14 protein-coding genes are annotated in these 17,210 nt (G+C 63.6%); 6 read left to right on the plus strand and 8 right to left on the minus strand.

Annotated elements, in window-relative coordinates:
• Positions 1-65 precede the first annotated feature (65 nt).
• The 6 genes from BLQ55_RS28945 to mreB form a co-directional block, all read right to left on the minus strand.
• Entirely contained in the window at positions 66-3,869 is a 3,804-nt protein-coding gene (locus BLQ55_RS28945; protein ID WP_092258877.1) for a YhdP family protein, read from the minus strand.
• A 60-nt stretch (positions 3,870-3,929) separates the two neighbouring features.
• On the minus strand, positions 3,930-5,387 hold the full coding sequence (rng, locus tag BLQ55_RS28950) for a ribonuclease G (protein ID WP_018613976.1): 1,458 nt from the start codon (positions 5,385-5,387) through the stop codon (positions 3,930-3,932).
• A gap of 56 nt (positions 5,388-5,443) precedes the next feature.
• Positions 5,444-6,040 carry a Maf family protein gene (locus BLQ55_RS28955; protein ID WP_092258880.1) on the minus strand — a complete coding sequence of 199 codons (597 nt, stop codon included), beginning with the start codon at positions 6,038-6,040 and terminating at the stop codon, positions 5,444-5,446.
• 37 nt (positions 6,041-6,077) lie between these two features.
• A complete protein-coding gene (gene mreD / locus BLQ55_RS28960) occupies positions 6,078-6,566 on the minus strand; it encodes a rod shape-determining protein MreD (RefSeq protein ID WP_003197820.1) in 489 nt (162 codons plus the stop codon).
• A complete protein-coding gene (gene mreC, locus BLQ55_RS28965) occupies positions 6,563-7,699 on the minus strand; it encodes a rod shape-determining protein MreC (protein WP_092258883.1) in 1,137 nt (378 codons plus the stop codon). Before mreC ends, mreD begins: the two co-directional genes overlap by 4 nt.
• A gap of 141 nt (positions 7,700-7,840) precedes the next feature.
• Positions 7,841-8,878: a rod shape-determining protein MreB gene (gene mreB, locus BLQ55_RS28970; RefSeq protein ID WP_002555108.1), complete on the minus strand. Its 1,038-nt coding sequence runs from the start codon at positions 8,876-8,878 to the stop codon at positions 7,841-7,843.
• Positions 8,879-9,092: 214 nt separating this feature from the next.
• On the opposite strand from mreB, the gene gatC reads away from it, so the two are divergent.
• From gatC to BLQ55_RS29005, 6 genes are all read left to right on the plus strand, one after another.
• Entirely contained in the window at positions 9,093-9,380 is a 288-nt protein-coding gene (gene gatC / locus BLQ55_RS28975) for an Asp-tRNA(Asn)/Glu-tRNA(Gln) amidotransferase subunit GatC (protein ID WP_020297123.1), read from the plus strand.
• A 16-nt stretch (positions 9,381-9,396) separates the two neighbouring features.
• On the plus strand, positions 9,397-10,848 hold the full coding sequence (gatA, locus tag BLQ55_RS28980; protein WP_092258886.1) for an Asp-tRNA(Asn)/Glu-tRNA(Gln) amidotransferase subunit GatA: 1,452 nt from the start codon (positions 9,397-9,399) through the stop codon (positions 10,846-10,848).
• A gap of 10 nt (positions 10,849-10,858) precedes the next feature.
• On the plus strand, positions 10,859-12,304 hold the full coding sequence (gene gatB, locus BLQ55_RS28985) for an Asp-tRNA(Asn)/Glu-tRNA(Gln) amidotransferase subunit GatB (RefSeq protein ID WP_092204993.1): 1,446 nt from the start codon (positions 10,859-10,861) through the stop codon (positions 12,302-12,304).
• 152 nt (positions 12,305-12,456) lie between these two features.
• Positions 12,457-12,834 carry a septal ring lytic transglycosylase RlpA family protein gene (locus BLQ55_RS28995; RefSeq protein WP_092204992.1) on the plus strand — a complete coding sequence of 126 codons (378 nt, stop codon included), beginning with the start codon at positions 12,457-12,459 and terminating at the stop codon, positions 12,832-12,834.
• Between the two features lie 49 nt (positions 12,835-12,883).
• A complete protein-coding gene (locus BLQ55_RS29000; RefSeq protein ID WP_092258889.1) occupies positions 12,884-13,945 on the plus strand; it encodes a calcium/sodium antiporter in 1,062 nt (353 codons plus the stop codon).
• Positions 13,942-14,322, plus strand: coding sequence for a carboxymuconolactone decarboxylase family protein (locus BLQ55_RS29005; RefSeq protein WP_025211835.1), 381 nt, complete (start codon positions 13,942-13,944; stop codon positions 14,320-14,322). The genes BLQ55_RS29000 and BLQ55_RS29005 overlap by 4 nt, the downstream gene beginning before the upstream one ends.
• A 130-nt stretch (positions 14,323-14,452) precedes the next feature.
• Here the strand turns inward: BLQ55_RS29005 and BLQ55_RS29010 are convergent, their stop codons facing one another.
• Positions 14,453-15,394, minus strand: a complete 942-nt coding sequence (locus tag BLQ55_RS29010; RefSeq protein ID WP_092204990.1) for an AEC family transporter — start codon at positions 15,392-15,394, stop codon at positions 14,453-14,455.
• Between the two features lie 257 nt (positions 15,395-15,651).
• Positions 15,652-17,205 carry a galactarate dehydratase gene (gene garD, locus BLQ55_RS29015; RefSeq protein ID WP_092204989.1) on the minus strand — a complete coding sequence of 518 codons (1,554 nt, stop codon included), beginning with the start codon at positions 17,203-17,205 and terminating at the stop codon, positions 15,652-15,654.
• Positions 17,206-17,210: the final 5 nt, after the last annotated feature.

The following is a 17,210-nucleotide window of genomic DNA, read 5'->3' on the forward strand; positions in this document are numbered from 1 at the left end:
GAAATGTGACTGATACACGGCTATCGCGAGCAAGCTCGCTCCCACAGGGGTTATCCCATCGTCTGTCAAAACGGCTTGTCGAAAGTGATCTTCGGCTCTTTCCACGGTCCCTTGACGTCGTATCTTACGCTGGCAAAACGCGCCACGCGGTCACCGATCAGTTTGTCGATCAGAAACAGCGCCCCGCCCACCGCCGGTGCACCGACAATCAGCGCGGCGATCGGCAGGTTGTTGGTCACGGGCAACGTCACCAGCAGCTTGGCGTCGACGCGGTCGGCCACCATGTCCAGCGTGCCATTGAGTTCCAGGTTGCTCGACGGCCCGGTCAGGGTAATGGGTTCGCGGGTCACGTACACCCCGTCGCTCGCCACCAGCAGCCCCTTGACCCGGTCGTAACTCAAGCCTTTGCCGAACAGGTCGGAGAAGTCCAGGCGCAAGCGTCGGCCGATGGAGTTGAAGTTCAACAGGCCGAATACCCGCAACGCCTGGGCGCTGCCTTCGACTTCGACGAACTGGCCCTTGGTCAACGACGCGTCGAGGCTGCCGGAGAAGCGTTTGGTGGCGACCCACGCCGGCGAACCAGGCCAGCGACCATCGACATCCAGGCGGAAGGCCTGGCTGGTCACGCTCGGTGCGAACCCCCAGCCCTTGAGCACATCGGCCAGGTTCTTGCCGCCGATCCGTCCCTTGTACCAACTGTTGGTGGCGCCAGGCGTACCTTCCCAGCCGCCACTGCCATTCAACACCATGCCCTTGAGGCCCATGTCCAGGTTATTCAGCGCAATGCCCTTGGCGGTCGGGCGCACTTTCAACGACCACGCGCCAATCAGGTCAGGGCCCTGGAACAACTGGTCGATGGCGATATCCATCGCCGGGATCTTGCCGGGATCGACCGACGCCAACGGGTCCGGGGCGTTTTCATCTGCCTGGACCGTCGGGTCTGGGGCCGGCAGGCGAACGTAGTCAAGCTCGATGCCAATCGGTGCGGCCTTGGCGTCCGGCAGGTTGACATTGCCCTTGGCCTGCTGGCTGTCGAGCCGCAAGGCCCAGGCGTCCGGCTTGCGATCCAGTTGCACCGACGCCTGGTCCAGGGTGGTGCCCATGGCCGTGAGCTTGCCGACGGTCAGATCGACGCTGCTGAGCAATTGCTTGGCGCTGCCGCCCGGATCCTGGCCGGCGTACTTGTTCACCAGGTCCTGCCAGGGATTTACATCCAGCTCCGACAACGTGCCCCGCAGCCGCAGCCCCTTGGCGCCAGGCAGCACCGCATCGCCGGCGCCCAGCAGCAACTCGCCGCGACCGTCGGTGAATTTCCCGCTTGGCGCAGCGTAAGTGAAGCTGGCCAGGTCACCATAATCGACCCAGTAACGCCGTTCCGGCCCCTGCAGGGTCATGCGAAACACCGTGTCGCGCCCGACATCGGCGGCCATGCCGAAGGGGGCCGGCAGGTCGACGGCCACGCCCTTGAGGTTGGAGCTGACCGACAGCTGGCTGTCGGCACCGTCGAGGATCACTTGCAACTGGTAGGGCACGACGCCCGATACCGGCAACGGTTGGGTGACGTTCAGCCAACTGGTGAGCTTATTGATCTCCACCTGCCCGGACGCGGAGACCCGCGTGTTGAGCGCACCGGCACGGCCCTCGGCGAAAATCTGCGCGGTCACGGGCCGGTCGAATGCCCGGGCGCTGATGCCCTTGCCGCTCAGGCCCTTGTTGCTGTCGAAGCGGAAATCGCCCTTGAGCTGGGTCAGCTCCAGCGCCGGCTCGCTGAGCTTGAGACGAGCCTGGTCGGTGGCGAAGTCCACCAGGATCTTCGGTTGCTCGCCTTTGACCAGCGGGATATCCAACTTCACGCTGCCTTTCAGGTCGCCCTCGCCTTCCCAGCCGGCGAATGTCTCGGCGGTCCCGATCGGTGCGCTCTGGAGGATTTTCAAACCGTCGCCCAGCCCACCGGCGAACCCGCCGTCCAGCAGCAGATGAGAGCTCTGGCCAGTCGGTACATGGGGAATGTTCACCGAAACATCCTTGACCTGGGTATCGAGCAACTGCCCCTGGCTGGCATAGATGCGCACGCCGCTGTCTTCGACGAAGACATCGCCGCTGACCTTGCTGACCGAAGGCCAGCCCGGCTGGAACGCCAGTTCGGCGTCATGCACCTTGAAAAACAGGCTGATGCTGCGCGCCGCGTCCACGGCACCGTGGTTGAGCGAACCCTGATACTGGAAAAAGCCCTCGTCCACCGCGCCCTTGACGATGGCCGTGCGCAGCCACTCATCCAACGCCGGACTGAGGACCGCCGGCAGGTACTTGGCGGTGTAGCGCCCGTCACCGTCCACCAGGCCGACCCGCAGGTCCATGTAGTCTTCCTGGCTGTGGTCGAAATGCAGGCGAATCAGGAAGTCGCCGGCAATCCGGCCCTCCTCGCCCAGCACCTTCAGGTATGGCGCGATCAGGGTGAAGCCTTGCTTGTCGAGCTTCCAGGTCAGCCGGGCATTGGCCTGCAAGTATTGCCAGGGCTTGGCGAAGATCGGATCCAGGTGCAGGGAAAAATCCTTGCTGTCCATGCGCAGCTCGCCGCCGCCCAGGTCACCGCTCAGGCTCCCGGAGACGTTGCGCGCCGCCGGAGCGCCGCGATAGGCATCAAAGCCCACGGTATCCAGGTTGGTGGCGAAGCTGACTTTCTGGTCACCGGTGTTCTGCGGCCGGAAGTCCAGCAGCACGTTGCGCAGGCCACCGGTCACTTTGAGCCGGTCAATCGTCGTGGCCAGGCCTTCGGGCAACGGTGCCAGGGCATTGAGCAAAGGCGTGAGCGGGGTCAGGTCGAGGCGGTCGGCCTGCAGGTGCCAACGCTCCTCGGCCTGCTCGGTGGCGGCGGTTTGTTGCAGTTGCAGGTGCGATTCCCAGCGGGTCTCGCCCAGGTTCATCGCCAGGGAATCGAAGGTCGCGGTGAACCCTTGGCTACCGCGCTGGAAATAAGCGTTGAGGGCCAGGTTGTGGATCTGTACCGGCTTGCGTTCGCCGTAGGCACCCTGGAGCTGCGGTGCGTTCAGGCGCATGGCTGCGCTTTGCACCGTGCCCTCGCCCCAACTGAGCCAGAGCTCACCGCCGGCCTGGATCCGGGAGAAATTCCATTGCTGGGTCAGGCGTTTCGGCAGCCATTTGGACCAGTCGCTTTGCGGCAGGCTCAAATAGGCGTCGGCCTGGCCGTTCTTCCAGTCGCTGGCGCGCAGGCGGGTGCGCAGGTTGATCGCCACCGGCTGCCCGTCAGGCAGGGTCAGGCGTGCATCCAGGCGCTGGCGGGTGGCACCGGTGCGCAGGCTCAAGCCGACGTAGGTCAAGGTCAGCGGCGGTTGCTCGACCGGTTGCAAGGTCACCTGGCTATCGAGCACCGAGAGCTTGTCGACCACTTGCATGCGTTCGAGCAGTTGCTGCGGATCGAGGGGCTGCTCGTCCTTCACCGGCAGGCCTTCCAAAGCCCACTTGCCGTCGGCGCCCTCCTTGAGGCTGAGCTTCAGGCCACTGACTTCCAGGTGGGCGATGCGCACCTGACGCGCCAGCAGGCTGTCCCACAGGTCAGGCACGGCCCGCACCTGGTCCAGGTGCAAGGCGTTGGGGCCCTCGCCGACCACCACGTCGCGCGCCGCCAGGATCGGCGCCAACGCGTCCCAACTGCCGTCCAGGCTACCGATGTGCACAGGCATGCCCAAGGCGGCACCCGCGCGGGTCTCGACCTCGGCCCGGTATTCGGCCACCAGCGGGACCAGCTCGCGACCGAGGCTGACGTACAACGCCAGCAACACCAGCAACAGGGCGCAAAGCCCCAGCCCCCAACGGGTCAGCGTCGCGATCAAGCGTGTCAGACGCTCCATGTCAGTGGGCTCCCCTGGCAAAGACAATCAAATCCGCGGGCCCGCCGCTTCCCAAGCTCTTCAGAGCAACACCACGTCGTATTGTTCCTGGGAATACATGGTTTCGACCTGGAAACGAATCGTGCGTCCGATAAACGCTTCCAACTCCGCGACATTGCCTGACTCCTCGTCGAGCAGGCGATCCACCACTTTCTGGTTGGCCAACACTCTATAGCCGGTCGCCTGGTAGGCGCGCGCCTCCCGGAGGATTTCCCGGAAGATTTCGTAACACACGGTTTCCGGGGTCTTGAGCTTGCCCCGCCCCTGGCAACTGCTGCACGGTTCGCACAGCACCTGCTCGAGGCTTTCGCGGGTGCGCTTGCGGGTCATCTGCACCAGGCCCAGTTCGGTGATGCCGATGATGTTGGTCTTGGCGTGATCGCGTTCGAGTTGTTTTTCCAGGGTCCGCAGCACCTGGCGCTGGTGCTCTTCATCTTCCATGTCGATGAAGTCGATGATGATGATCCCGCCCAGGTTGCGCAGGCGCAGTTGGCGGGCAATCGCCGTGGCGGCTTCCAGGTTGGTCTTGAAGATGGTTTCTTCCAGGTTGCGGTGGCCGACGAACGCCCCGGTGTTGACGTCGATGGTGCTCATGGCTTCGGCCGGATCGACCACCAGGTAACCGCCGGACTTGAGTGGCACCTTGCGTTCCAGGGCTTTCTGGATTTCGTCCTCGACCCCGTACAGGTCGAAAATCGGCCGCTCGCCAGGGTAATGTTCCAGGCGATCGGCGATTTCCGGCATCAGTTCGGCGACGAACTGCGTGGTTTTCTGGAAGGTTTCCCGGGAGTCGATGCGGATTTTCTCGATCTTGGGGCTGACCAGGTCGCGCAAGGTCCGCAGTGCCAGGCCCAGGTCTTCGTAGATCACGCTGGGGGTGGCGATGGTCTTGATCTGCGCGGCGATCTGGTCCCAAAGCCTTCGCAGGTAGCGGATGTCCATGAGGATCTCATCGGCCCCGGCCCCTTCGGCGGCGGTGCGCAGGATGAACCCACCGGCTTCCTTGATGCCTTCTTTTTCCACGCAGTCGCTGACCACCTGCTTGAGGCGCTCGCGCTCGGCTTCGTCTTCGATCTTCAGGGAAATGCCGACGTGGGCGGTGCGCGGCATGTACACCAGGTAGCGCGATGGAATCGACAGTTGCGTGGTCAGGCGGGCGCCCTTGGAGCCGATAGGGTCCTTGGTGACCTGCACCACCAGGCTCTGGCCTTCATGCACCAGCGCGCTGATGCTCTCCACGGCCGGCCCTTCGCGCATGGAGATTTCCGACGCATGGATGAACGCCGCGCGGTCCAGGCCGATGTCGACGAAGGCCGCCTGCATGCCCGGCAGCACTCGCACCACCTTGCCCTTGTAGATATTGCCTACGATGCCACGCTTTTGCGTGCGCTCGACGTGGACCTCTTGCAGCACACCGTTTTCAACCACCGCCACGCGCGATTCCATCGGCGTGATGTTGATCAGGATCTCTTCACTCATGGCAGGGTCTCGTTCAGGCATGTTCACGATAATGGCCGCATCAAGTCAGACGGCGCTCAGCGCGCGCTCAAGGTTTGCCAACAGGGTATGCCGAAATGGCCCAGCAGTTCTGCGGTTTCGCACAGGGGCAGGCCGACCACGGCCGAATAGCTGCCTTCGAGCCCGGCGACGAACACCGCGCCCAGCCCTTGGATACCATAGCTGCCGGCCTTGTCCCGGGGTTCGCCGCTGGCCCAATAGGCCATCGCTTCCTGTTCGGTGATGGAGCGAAAACGCACCCGACTGCGCACCACCCGTGATTCGCAGCGCGAGCCGTCCAGCACAGCAATGGCGGTCAGCACTTCATGGTCGCGACCGGACAGGCTCAGCAGCATGGACAAGGCGTCGGCCAGGTCCACTGGCTTGCCGAGAATCCGCCCCTCCAGCACCACGGCAGTGTCCGCGCCGAGCACGCAGCCATCCACACCGGCGTCCAGGGCTCGCCGCCCAGCCTCGGCCTTGCCGCGCGCCAGGCGCTCGACATAGGCCGAGGGGGTTTCGTGATCCAGGGGTGTTTCATCAATGTCCGCGCCGATGGCGGTAAAGGGCACGCCAATCTGCGTGAGCAGCTCACGCCGACGCGGCGAGCCTGAGGCGAGGTAAAGCGGTTTCATCAAGACATCTCCCTATCAAGGCCAATGCCTGACCGAATCAGTTGATTTTGAAACGCAGGCGCAGGCCACGCAAACCGAAGCTGACCCATGGCCAGAGCAAAGCACTGACCAGGGCTGGCAATACCAGCGCCAGGGTTGGCTGGCGATTGCCGGTCAGCGCGCTGAGCCACAGCTGCACCAGTTGTGCCAGGCCGAAGATCACCAGGATCACCAGGCACTGCTGCCACATGGGGAACATCCGCAGGCGTTGTTGCAGCGACAGCACCAGGAAGGTGATCAGCGTCAGGATCAACGCGTTCTGCCCCAGCAGCGTGCCGTAGAGCACATCCTCGGCCAGGCCCAGGCACCAGGCGGTGACCATGCCCACCTTGTGGGGCAGGGCCAGCGCCCAGAAAGCCAGCAACAGGGCCAGCCACAGTGGGCGCAGGATTTCCATGAATTGCGGCAGCGGCGAAACGCTGAGCAACAGGCCGATGGCGAAGGTCAGCCAGACCATCCAGCCGTTACCGGATTGGGTACTGCTCATTCTTCTCGTGCTCCCCTGGTGGCTGGCGCGGTGGCCGGCGTGGAGACTGGCGGTTTGGCGGCGGGCCGGGCTGGCTGAGACGCCGGCGCGTGAGTTGCCGATGACCTGGGTGGTTTCGCAGCAGGTGCAGCAGGCGCGGCAGGCGTAGCAGGTGCGGCCGCTGGCGTTGTTGCCGGAGTTGCCGGAGCCGGGGCAGCCACTTGCGGTTTGGGCACGATTGCAGGAACTGCCGCCGGGGCAGCCGACTCGCCGCCCTGCCGGTCCTGGGCTTCCTGGGCCGCCGCGGCTTCGTTGGCGCGCTCCTCGGGTGTCCGGGTGTCGCTGAACACCAGCAGCAGGTAACGACTGCGGTTCAACGCGGCCGTCGGCACCGCGCGCACAATGGCGAACGGCTGGCCGGAGTCATGGATGACTTCCTTGACCGTCGCCACCGGATACCCGGCCGGGAAACGCTGGCCGAGGCCGGAGCTGACCAGCAGGTCGCCTTCCTTGATATCGGCGGTATCGGCCACGTGCCGCAGCTCCAGGCGCTCCGGGTTGCCGGTGCCGCTGGCAATCGCCCGCAGGCCGTTGCGGTTGACCTGCACCGGAATGCTGTGGGTGGTATCGGTCAGCAGCAGCACGCGAGATGTATAAGGCATCAACTCCACCACCTGGCCCATCAGGCCCCGGGCATCGAGCACCGGTTGGCCGAGGACCACACCGTCGCGTTCGCCCTTGTTGATCAGGATCCGGTGGGTGAAGGGGTTGGGGTCCATGCCGATCAACTCGGCCACTTCGACCTTCTCGTTGACCAGTGCCGAGGAGTTGAGCAACTCGCGCAGCCGCACGTTCTGCTCGGTGAGGGCCGCCAGCTTCTGCATGCGCCCCTGCAACAGCAGGTTTTCGGTCTTGAGTTTTTCGTTTTCGGCGACCAGTTCGGTCCGGCTGCCAAATTGGCTGGCGACACCTTGCCACAAGCGCTGCGGCAGGTCGGTGATCCAATAGGATTCCATCAACACCAGCGACATCTGGCTGCGTACAGGCTTGAGCAGCGTGAAGCGGGCATCGACCACCATCAGCGCGACCGATAGCACGGTCAGCACCAGCAGGCGCACGCCCAATGAGGGGCCTTTGGCGAAAAGCGGTTTAATAGGCCGCTCCTCCCAGGCAAATGTTTTCTTTATTCATACGGCATCAAACCGGCCTGGATACGAATGACAGAAGATAAACGCCAACGGGCAGCACTGCAAAGTGCTGCCCGAGAGCGAACAACATAGACCACTGCGCCAGGCTTATTCGCTGGAGAGCAGGTCCATGGTGTGCTTGTCCATCATTTCCAATGCACGGCCACCGCCGCGGGCAACGCAGGTCAACGGGTCTTCGGCAACGATCACCGGCAGGCCGGTTTCCTGGGCCAACAGCTTGTCGAGGTCACGCAACAGCGCGCCACCACCGGTCAGCACCAGGCCGCGCTCGGCGATGTCCGAGGCCAGCTCCGGTGGCGACTGCTCCAGGGCGCTCTTGACGGCCTGGACGATGGTCGCCAGCGACTCTTGCAGCGCTTCGAGCACCTCGTTGGAATTGAGGGTGAAGGCCCGTGGAACGCCTTCGGCCAGGTTGCGACCGCGCACGTCGACTTCACGCACTTCACCACCCGGGTAGGCCGTGCCGATTTCCTGCTTGATACGCTCGGCGGTGGATTCGCCGATCAGGCTGCCGTAGTTGCGACGCACGTAAGTGATGATCGCTTCGTCGAAACGGTCGCCGCCCACACGTACGGATTCGGCGTAGACCACACCGTTGAGGGAGATCAGCGCGATTTCGGTGGTACCGCCACCGATGTCGACGACCATCGAGCCGCGGGCTTCTTCCACCGGCAGGCCGGCACCGATGGCAGCGGCCATGGGTTCTTCGATCAGGAACACTTCACGGGCACCGGCACCGAGGGCCGATTCGCGGATAGCGCGACGCTCCACCTGGGTGGACTTGCACGGAACGCAGATCAGCACACGAGGGCTGGGCTGCAGAAAGCTGTTTTCGTGAACCTTGTTGATGAAGTACTGCAGCATCTTTTCGCAGACGCTGAAATCGGCGATCACGCCGTCCTTCATTGGGCGAATGGCCGCGATGTTGCCCGGTGTACGGCCCAGCATGCGCTTGGCTTCCGTACCGACAGCCACGACACTCTTCTGGTTACCGTGGGTGCGGATGGCCACGACCGAGGGTTCATTCAGGACGATACCGCGCTCGCGCACGTAAATAAGGGTGTTGGCAGTGCCCAGGTCGATGGAAAGATCGCTGGAAAACATGCCACGCAGTTTCTTGAACATGGGAAAGGGACCCTAGGCAACGCGTGGGTAAAAAAGTGCGGCAAACTCTAACAACGACAGGGATTTTGGGCAAGGCGCCAATATGTTAAATTGACCGCTTTTCTGCGCACCAAACCCCACAATCGCGGCCGTAGGGCCGTAGAAATGCGGTAGTGTTCCGACAATCTAACACACGGACAGACTGCGTCCGTTTTGTTTTCCACTGGAGAATCCCATGGCGCTTGAACGCTCCGACGTGGAAAAAATCGCTCATCTGGCCTGCCTGGGCCTCAATGAAGCCGATCTTCCACACATTACTTCTGCCCTGAACAGCATTCTAGGGCTGGTCGACGAGATGCAGGCGGTCGACACCGACGGTATCGAACCGCTGGCCCACCCACTGGAAGCCAGCCAGCGCCTGCGCGCCGACGTCGTGACCGAGTCCAATCACCGCGAGGCCTACCAGTCCATCGCACCAGCGGTCGAAAACGGCCTGTACCTGGTTCCGAAAGTCATCGACTAAAGGGAAAGAGCCTCTCATGCATCACATGACCCTGGCCGAGATCGCCCGCGGACTCGCCGATAAAAAGTTTTCTTCCGAAGAGCTGACCCAGGTCCTGCTGGCGCGCATCGCCCAGCTCGACCCGCAGCTCAACAGCTTCATCAGCCTCACCCAGGAACTGGCCCTGAGCCAGGCCAAGGCCGCCGACGACCGCCGTGCCAACGGTGAAACCGGCGCCCTGCTCGGTGCGCCGATTGCCCACAAGGACTTGTTCTGCACCCAGGGCATCCGCACCAGCTGCGGCTCGAAGATGCTCGACAACTTCAAGGCCCCGTACGACGCCACCGTGGTCGCCAGGCTGGCCGCCGCCGGCACCGTGACCCTGGGCAAGACCAACATGGACGAATTCGCCATGGGCTCGGCCAACGAGTCGAGCTACTACGGTGCGGTAAAGAACCCGTGGAACCTGGAACACGTACCGGGCGGCTCGTCCGGCGGTTCCGCCGCCGCCGTGGCCGCGCGCCTGTTGCCGGCCGCCACCGCCACCGACACCGGCGGCTCGATTCGCCAGCCAGCGGCGTTCACCAACCTCACCGGCCTCAAGCCGACCTACGGTCGCGTCTCGCGCTGGGGCATGATCGCCTACGCCTCCAGCCTCGACCAGGGCGGCCCGCTGGCGCGCACCGCAGAAGACTGCGCGATCCTGCTGCAAGGCATGGCCGGCTTCGACCCGAACGACTCCACCAGCATCGATGAGCCCGTGCCGGACTACAGCGCCAGCCTCAACGGCTCGCTGCAAGGCCTGCGCATCGGCGTGCCGAAGGAATACTTCAGCGCCGGCCTCGACCCGCGCATCGCCGAGCTGGTCCACAACAGCGTCAAAGAGCTGGAGAAGCTCGGCGCGGTCATCAAGGAAATCAGCCTGCCGAACATGCAGCACGCGATTCCGGCGTACTACGTGATCGCCCCGGCGGAAGCGTCCTCGAACCTGTCGCGCTTCGACGGTGTGCGCTTCGGCTACCGCTGCGAGAACCCGGAAAACCTGATCGACCTGTACAAGCGCTCCCGTGGTGAAGGCTTCGGTGCCGAAGTGCAGCGCCGGATCATGGTCGGCGCCTATGCGCTGTCCGCCGGCTACTACGATGCCTACTACCTCAAGGCACAGAAAATCCGCCGCCTGGTGAAGAACGACTTCATGGCCGCCTTCAACGAGGTCGACATCATCCTCGGCCCGACCACGCCGAACCCGGCCTGGAAGCTCGGCGCCAAGAACAGCGACCCGGTCGCCGAGTACCTGGAAGACGTCTACACCATCACCGCCAACCTCGCCGGCTTGCCGGGCCTGTCCATGCCGGCCGGTTTCGTCGATGGCCTGCCGGTGGGCGTGCAACTGCTCGCGCCGTATTTCCAGGAAGGCCGCCTGCTCAACGTGGCGCACCAGTATCAGTTGAACACTGACTGGCACACCCGCACCCCAACCGGCTTCTGAGGAGAAACACATGCAATGGGAAGTCGTGATCGGGCTGGAGATTCATACCCAGCTCACCACCCGGTCGAAAATCTTTTCCGGTAGCTCCACCACGTTCGGCTCCGAGCCCAACACCCAGGCCAGCCTGGTCGACCTGGGCATGCCCGGCGTGCTGCCGGTGCTCAACGCCGAAGCCGTGCGCATGGCGGTGATGTTCGGCCTGGCGATTGACGCCGAGATCGGCCAGCACAACGTGTTCGCCCGCAAGAACTACTTCTACCCGGACCTGCCCAAGGGCTACCAGATCAGCCAGATGGAATTGCCGATCGTCGGCAAGGGCCACCTGGACATCGCCCTGGAAGACGGCACGGTCAAGCGTGTCGGCATCACCCGGGCGCACCTGGAAGAAGACGCCGGCAAGAGCCTGCACGAAGAATTCAACGGCGCCACCGGCATCGACCTGAACCGTGCCGGCACGCCGCTGCTGGAGATCGTTTCCGAGCCGGACATGCGCAGCGCCAAGGAAGCCGTGGCCTACGTCAAGGCGATCCACGCGCTGGTGCGCTACCTGGGCATCTGCGACGGCAACATGGCCGAAGGCTCGCTGCGCTGCGACTGCAACGTGTCGATCCGGCCCAAGGGCCAGGTCGAGTTCGGCACCCGCTGCGAGATCAAGAACGTCAACTCGTTCCGCTTCATCGAGAAGGCGATCAACAGCGAGATCCAGCGCCAGATCGAACTGATCGAGGACGGCGGCAAGGTCATCCAGCAAACCCGCCTGTACGACCCGAACAAGGACGAGACCCGTCCGATGCGCAGCAAGGAAGAAGCCAACGACTACCGTTACTTCCCCGACCCGGACCTGCTGCCGGTGGTCATCGAGGACTCGTTCCTCAATGACGTGCGCGCCACCCTGCCGGAACTGCCGCCGCAGAAACGCGAGCGCTTCCAGGCGCAGTTCGGCCTGTCGAGCTATGACGCCAACGTCCTGGCCACCAGCCGCGAACAGGCCGATTACTTCGAAAAAGTCGTGAGCATCGGCGGCGACGCCAAGCTGGCGGCCAACTGGGTGATGGTCGAGTTGGGCAGCCTGTTGAACAAGCAGGGCCTGGAAATCGATGAGTCGCCGGTCTCGGCCGAGCAACTGGGCGGCATGCTGGTGCGGATCAAGGACAACACCATTTCCGGCAAGATCGCCAAGATGGTGTTCGAAGCCATGGCCAATGGTGAAGGCAGCGCCGACGAGATCATCGAGAAGCGCGGCTTGAAGCAGGTCACCGACACCGGTGCCATTTCCGCCGTGCTCGATGAAATGCTCGCGGCCAACGCCGAGCAGGTCGAACAATACCGGGCGGCAGACGAAGCCAAGCGGGGCAAGATGTTCGGCTTCTTCGTCGGCCAGGCCATGAAAGCCTCCAAGGGCAAGGCCAATCCGCAGCAGGTCAACGAACTGCTCAAAAGCAAGCTCGAGGGCTGATGGACATGGAGCCAGCCTTCAAATCTGGCTCCAATCTCCTTTGTGGGAGCGAGCTTGCTCGCGATAGCGGCATGTCAGTCAACACCGATGTTGAATGTGCTGGCCTCTTCGCGAGCAAGCTCGCTCCCACATTTGTATTTGGAAACTTTCGAATGAAGCGTCTCCTCGGCGCCTGCGCCCTGCTGTCCCTGCTGGCCGGTTGCGCCAGCCAGAGTGGGACGGTCGATCCACACGGCTACGACCAGACCGGCGTCGCCTCTTATTACGGTGCCAGGCACCATGGCAAGCGCACCGCCAGTGGCGAGCGTTTCGACCAGCACGGCCTGACCGCCGCCCATCGCCAGTTGCCGTTCGGCACACGGGTGAAAATCACCAACCTGGGCAACAATAACAGCGTGGTGGTGCGCATCAACGACCGTGGCCCATACTCCCGAGGCCGTTTGATCGACGTGTCCCGCGAAGCCGCCGAGCAACTGGGCATTTTGCGTAGCGGCACCGCACGGGTGCGCGTGCAAGCCCTCGACGATTGATAGACGGAGCCCGGCCATTACCCTACTCACCGCCCTACCGCTGCTCAGCCTGATCGAATTGTTCGGCGCCCTGCTGTTGCTGATCGGCGGTGCCGAACTGCTGGTGCGCGCCGCCGTGGGCCTGGCGGCCCGCTTGCAGGTACGACCGCTGATCATCGGCCTGACCGTCGTCGCCTTCGGCAGCAGCGCGCCGCAAATGGCCGTCAGCCTGCAGGCGACCCTGGCACAAAACGCCGACATCGCCGTGGGCAGCGTGATCGGCAGCAGCATCTTCAATATCCTCGTCACCCTTGGGTTGTCGGCGCTGATCATTCCGTTGCGCGTCTCGCGCCAACTGGTGCGCCTGGACATCCCGCTGATGATCGGTGCCAGCCTGCTGGTGTTCGTGCTGGCCTGGAATGAAGAACTGACCCGGTTGGACGGCATCTGGCTGCTGCTGGCCCTGGCGGTGTACCTCGGGCTGTTGCTGCGCCAGTCACGGCATTCGGGGCGACCGCACCCGGTGGGGGGCGACGTGGCCCACCGGTCCTGGATCAAGAGTGTGGTGATGATCGCGTCGGGCCTGGCGATGCTGGTTTTCGCCGGGCACCTGTTGCTGGGAGCGGCGGTGGAAGTGGCGACGGACCTCGGGCTCTCGGAACGCATCATCGGCCTGACCATCGTCGCCGTCAGCACCTCGCTGCCGGAACTCGCCACGTCGCTGATCGCCGCCTTGCGGGGCCAGCGGGACATTGCGGTGGGCAACGTGATCGGCAGCAACCTGTTCAACCTGCTGGGCGTGCTGGGGGTCACCGCCCTCGCCGCGCCCACGCCACTGTCGGTCTCGCCGAACGCCCTGGATTTCGACCTGCCGGTGATGCTCGGCGTGGCGGTGCTGTGCTTGCCGGTGTTCTATTCCGGTTATCGCGTCACCCGCGCCGAAGGCCTGTTGTTCCTGGGCTTGTACCTGGCCTACGGGCTGCACGTGGTGTCATTCACCACCGGCATGCCCCTGGCCGGCCAACTGGAACGGCTGATGCTGTTCTATGCGCTGCCGGCCCTGCTCGCGTTTTTGCTGTTCACCTCCCTGCGCGCCTGGCGCCGCCAACACCACAAGAGGGATTTGCCATGACCGACACTCCAAAGACCGGCCTGGACATGCGTCGCCAGGTCATGGGCGACGCATTCGTCGACCGCGCCCTGGGCAACGCCACCGAGTTCACCCAGCCGTTGCAGGACTTCGTCAACGAACATGCCTGGGGGAGCGTCTGGCAACGCGAGGGGCTGCCGCTGAAGACCCGCAGCCTGATCACCCTCGCCGCCCTCACCGCCCTCAAGTGCCCGCAGGAACTCAAGGGCCATGTGCGCGGCGCGCTGAACAACGGTTGCACGGTGGAAGAAATTCGCGAGGCGTTGCTGCATTGCGCGGTGTACGCGGGCGTGCCGGCGGCGATCGATGCGTTTCGGGCGGCGCAGGAAGTGATCGATAGTTACCAGAAGCCGGAGTGATCGTTAGATCGCTATCGCGAGCAAGCTCGCTCCCACAGTTGACCGGCGCTGAACACAAAATGTGTGTACACCACGAACCTCCTGTGGGAGCGAGCTCGCTCGCGATTGGACCTCAAGAGCAAGCCCAAGCCTAGATCCACCCACCCCACTGCAACACAAAGATCCCCAGGTTGGTGGTAATCGCCGCCATCAAGGTGGTGATGACGATGATCGCCGCCGCCAGTTCATGGTTGCCATCGGCCGCCCGGGCCATGACGAAGCTGGCGGCGGCGGTGGGGCTGCCGAAGTACAGGAACAGGATCCCCAGTTCCGCCCCGCGAAAGCCCCAGAGCCAGGCGCCCAGCGTGGCCACCAGCGGCAGGCCGACCATTTTCACCAGGCTCGAACTCAGGGCCATCTTGCCGCTCTTGCGCAGGGCCGCCAGCGATAGCGTGCCGCCGATGCAAATCAGCGCCAGGGGCAAGGTCATTTGCGACAGGTACTTGGCCGAGGTCTCGAACCAGTTCGGCACACCGATCTGCCAATAGGCGAACGGCGCGGCGACGATCACACTGATGATCAGCGGATTGCTGATCACGCTTTTGCAAATGCTCCACGGATCGGACTTGATCACCGGGCTGTAGACCGCCAGCACGATGGTCGACAAGGTGTTGTAGAACAGGATCACCAGCGCCGCGAGAATCGCTCCCAGGGAAATCCCGTAGTCGCCATACATGCTCGCCGCCAGCGCCAGGCCGATGACCCCGTTATTGCCACGAAACGCACCTTGGGTGTAGATGCCGCGATCTTCCCGCGGGCAACGCCAGATCGCCCAGCCCCAGGCCATCGCAAAGCTCACCAGGGTGGCGACAGAGAAATAGATCAACAGAGCCGGCTGTAACGCCGCATGCAGGTCCGCGTGCAGGATGCCGAGGAACAACAGCGCCGGCATGGTGACGTTGAACACCAGGGACGAGGCGATGTGGATGAAGTTGTCGTTGATCCAGTCGACGCGCTTGAGCAACACCCCCAGAAACAGCATGGCGAACACCGGCGCGGTGACGTTCAGGGTTTCGAGGAAAATTGCCAGCATGCCGGGGGACCTTGAGAGGTGGTGTCGTTAGGTGGCTAATAATAAGCCACTCACGGCATTGGCGTCTGGTGAAGTGCTATCGCGAGCAGGCTCGCTTCCCTTTTTTTTGGCTGAATACAGAACCTGCATTCGCCACAAATCCCCTGTGGGAGCGAGCTTGCTCGCGATGGCGGTGTTTCAGCCTGCACAGGTATCGAATGTGCCGCCCCCATCGCGAGCAAGCTCGCTCCCACATTGGTTCTTCAGTGGTCAACAGATCAAGTAATCGGCGCCGGGTTGAACAAGGTGATGTCGTTGTACAGCTTGTGCCGCTCGGCCCAGGTCTGCTTCTTGCCGCTGGCCACGTCCAGGTAGTAGTGGAACAGCTCCCAGCCCAACTCTTCGATGGTCGCCCGTCCGGTGGCGATCCGACCGGCGTCGATGTCGATCAGGTCCGGCCAGCGCTGGGCCAGTTCGGTGCGGGTCGAGACCTTCACCACCGGGGCCATGGCCAAGCCGTAGGGCGTGCCCCGGCCGGTGGTGAACACATGCAGGTTCATCCCCGCCGCCAGTTGCAAGGTGCCGCAGACAAAATCACTGGCCGGCGTGGCGCAGAAGATCAGGCCCTTTTGCTTGAAACGCTCGCCCGGGCCGAGCACGCCGTTGATCGCGCTGCTGCCAGACTTGACGATCGAGCCCAGGGATTTTTCGACGATGTTCGACAACCCGCCCTTCTTGTTGCCCGGCGTGGTGTTGGCACTGCGATCGGCCTCGCCCTTGGCCAGGTAGCGGTCGTACCAGTCCATTTCCCGCACCAGCTCCTGGGCGACTTCCTGGGTTTGCGCCCGGGAGGTCAGCAGGTAGATCGCATCGCGCACTTCGGTGACTTCGGAAAACATCACCGTCGCCCCCGCCCGCAGCAACAGGTCCGAGGCATAACCCAGCGCCGGGTTGGCGGTGATGCCGGAAAACGCATCGCTGCCGCCGCACTGCATGCCCAGGATCAGCTCCGAGGCCGGCACGGTTTCACGACGGCGCAGGTCGAGTTTCTTCAGGCGGGTCTCGGCCAATTCCATGATCTGCTCGATCATTTCGGTGAAACCGTGACTGGAATCCTGCAAGCGATACAACCACGGCTCGCTGAGGTCCACCGAACTGTCGCCCTCATGCATCACCTGACCGGCCTGCAATTTCTCGCAGCCCAGGCTGATCACCAGTGCCTCGCCGCCCAGGTTCGGGTTGCGTGCCAGGTTGCGCACGGTACGGATCGGGATGTACGCGTCGGTGGCGGTGATCGCCACGCCGCAGCCATAGCTGTGGGTCAGCGCCACCACGTCATCGACGTTCGGGTACTTGGGCAGCAGCTCATCCTTGATACGCTTGACCGCATGGTCCAGCACCCCGGTCACGCACTGCACCGTGGTGGTGATGCCCAGGATGTTGCGCGTGCCGACGGTGCCGTCGGCGTTGCGATAACCCTCGAAGGTGTAACCCTCCAACGGCGCATCGGCCGCCGGTACGTCGGTGGACAACGGCAGGCTGTCCAACGGCGGCGCGGTGGGCATGCGCAACTGGTCTTCCTTGACCCAACTGCCACGAGGAATCGGCTGCAGCGCATAGCCAATGACCTGGCCGTAGCGAATCACCTCGCCACCCTGGGGAATATCCTCCAGGGTGACCTTGTGGCTCTGCGGTACAAAGTCCACGGTGACCAGGCCGTCCGGGAACTCGGTCCCGGCCGGTACGCCCTGGTCATTGACGACGATTACCACGTTGTCCCGCTCATGCAAGCGGATGTAACGCGGCGAATCGGCATGTTCAATCAGTTGCATTGACG

Origin of the sequence: Pseudomonas sp. NFACC13-1 (genome assembly GCF_900104425.1) — a bacterium.
Lineage (GTDB): Bacteria > Pseudomonadota > Gammaproteobacteria > Pseudomonadales > Pseudomonadaceae > Aquipseudomonas > Aquipseudomonas fluorescens_AA.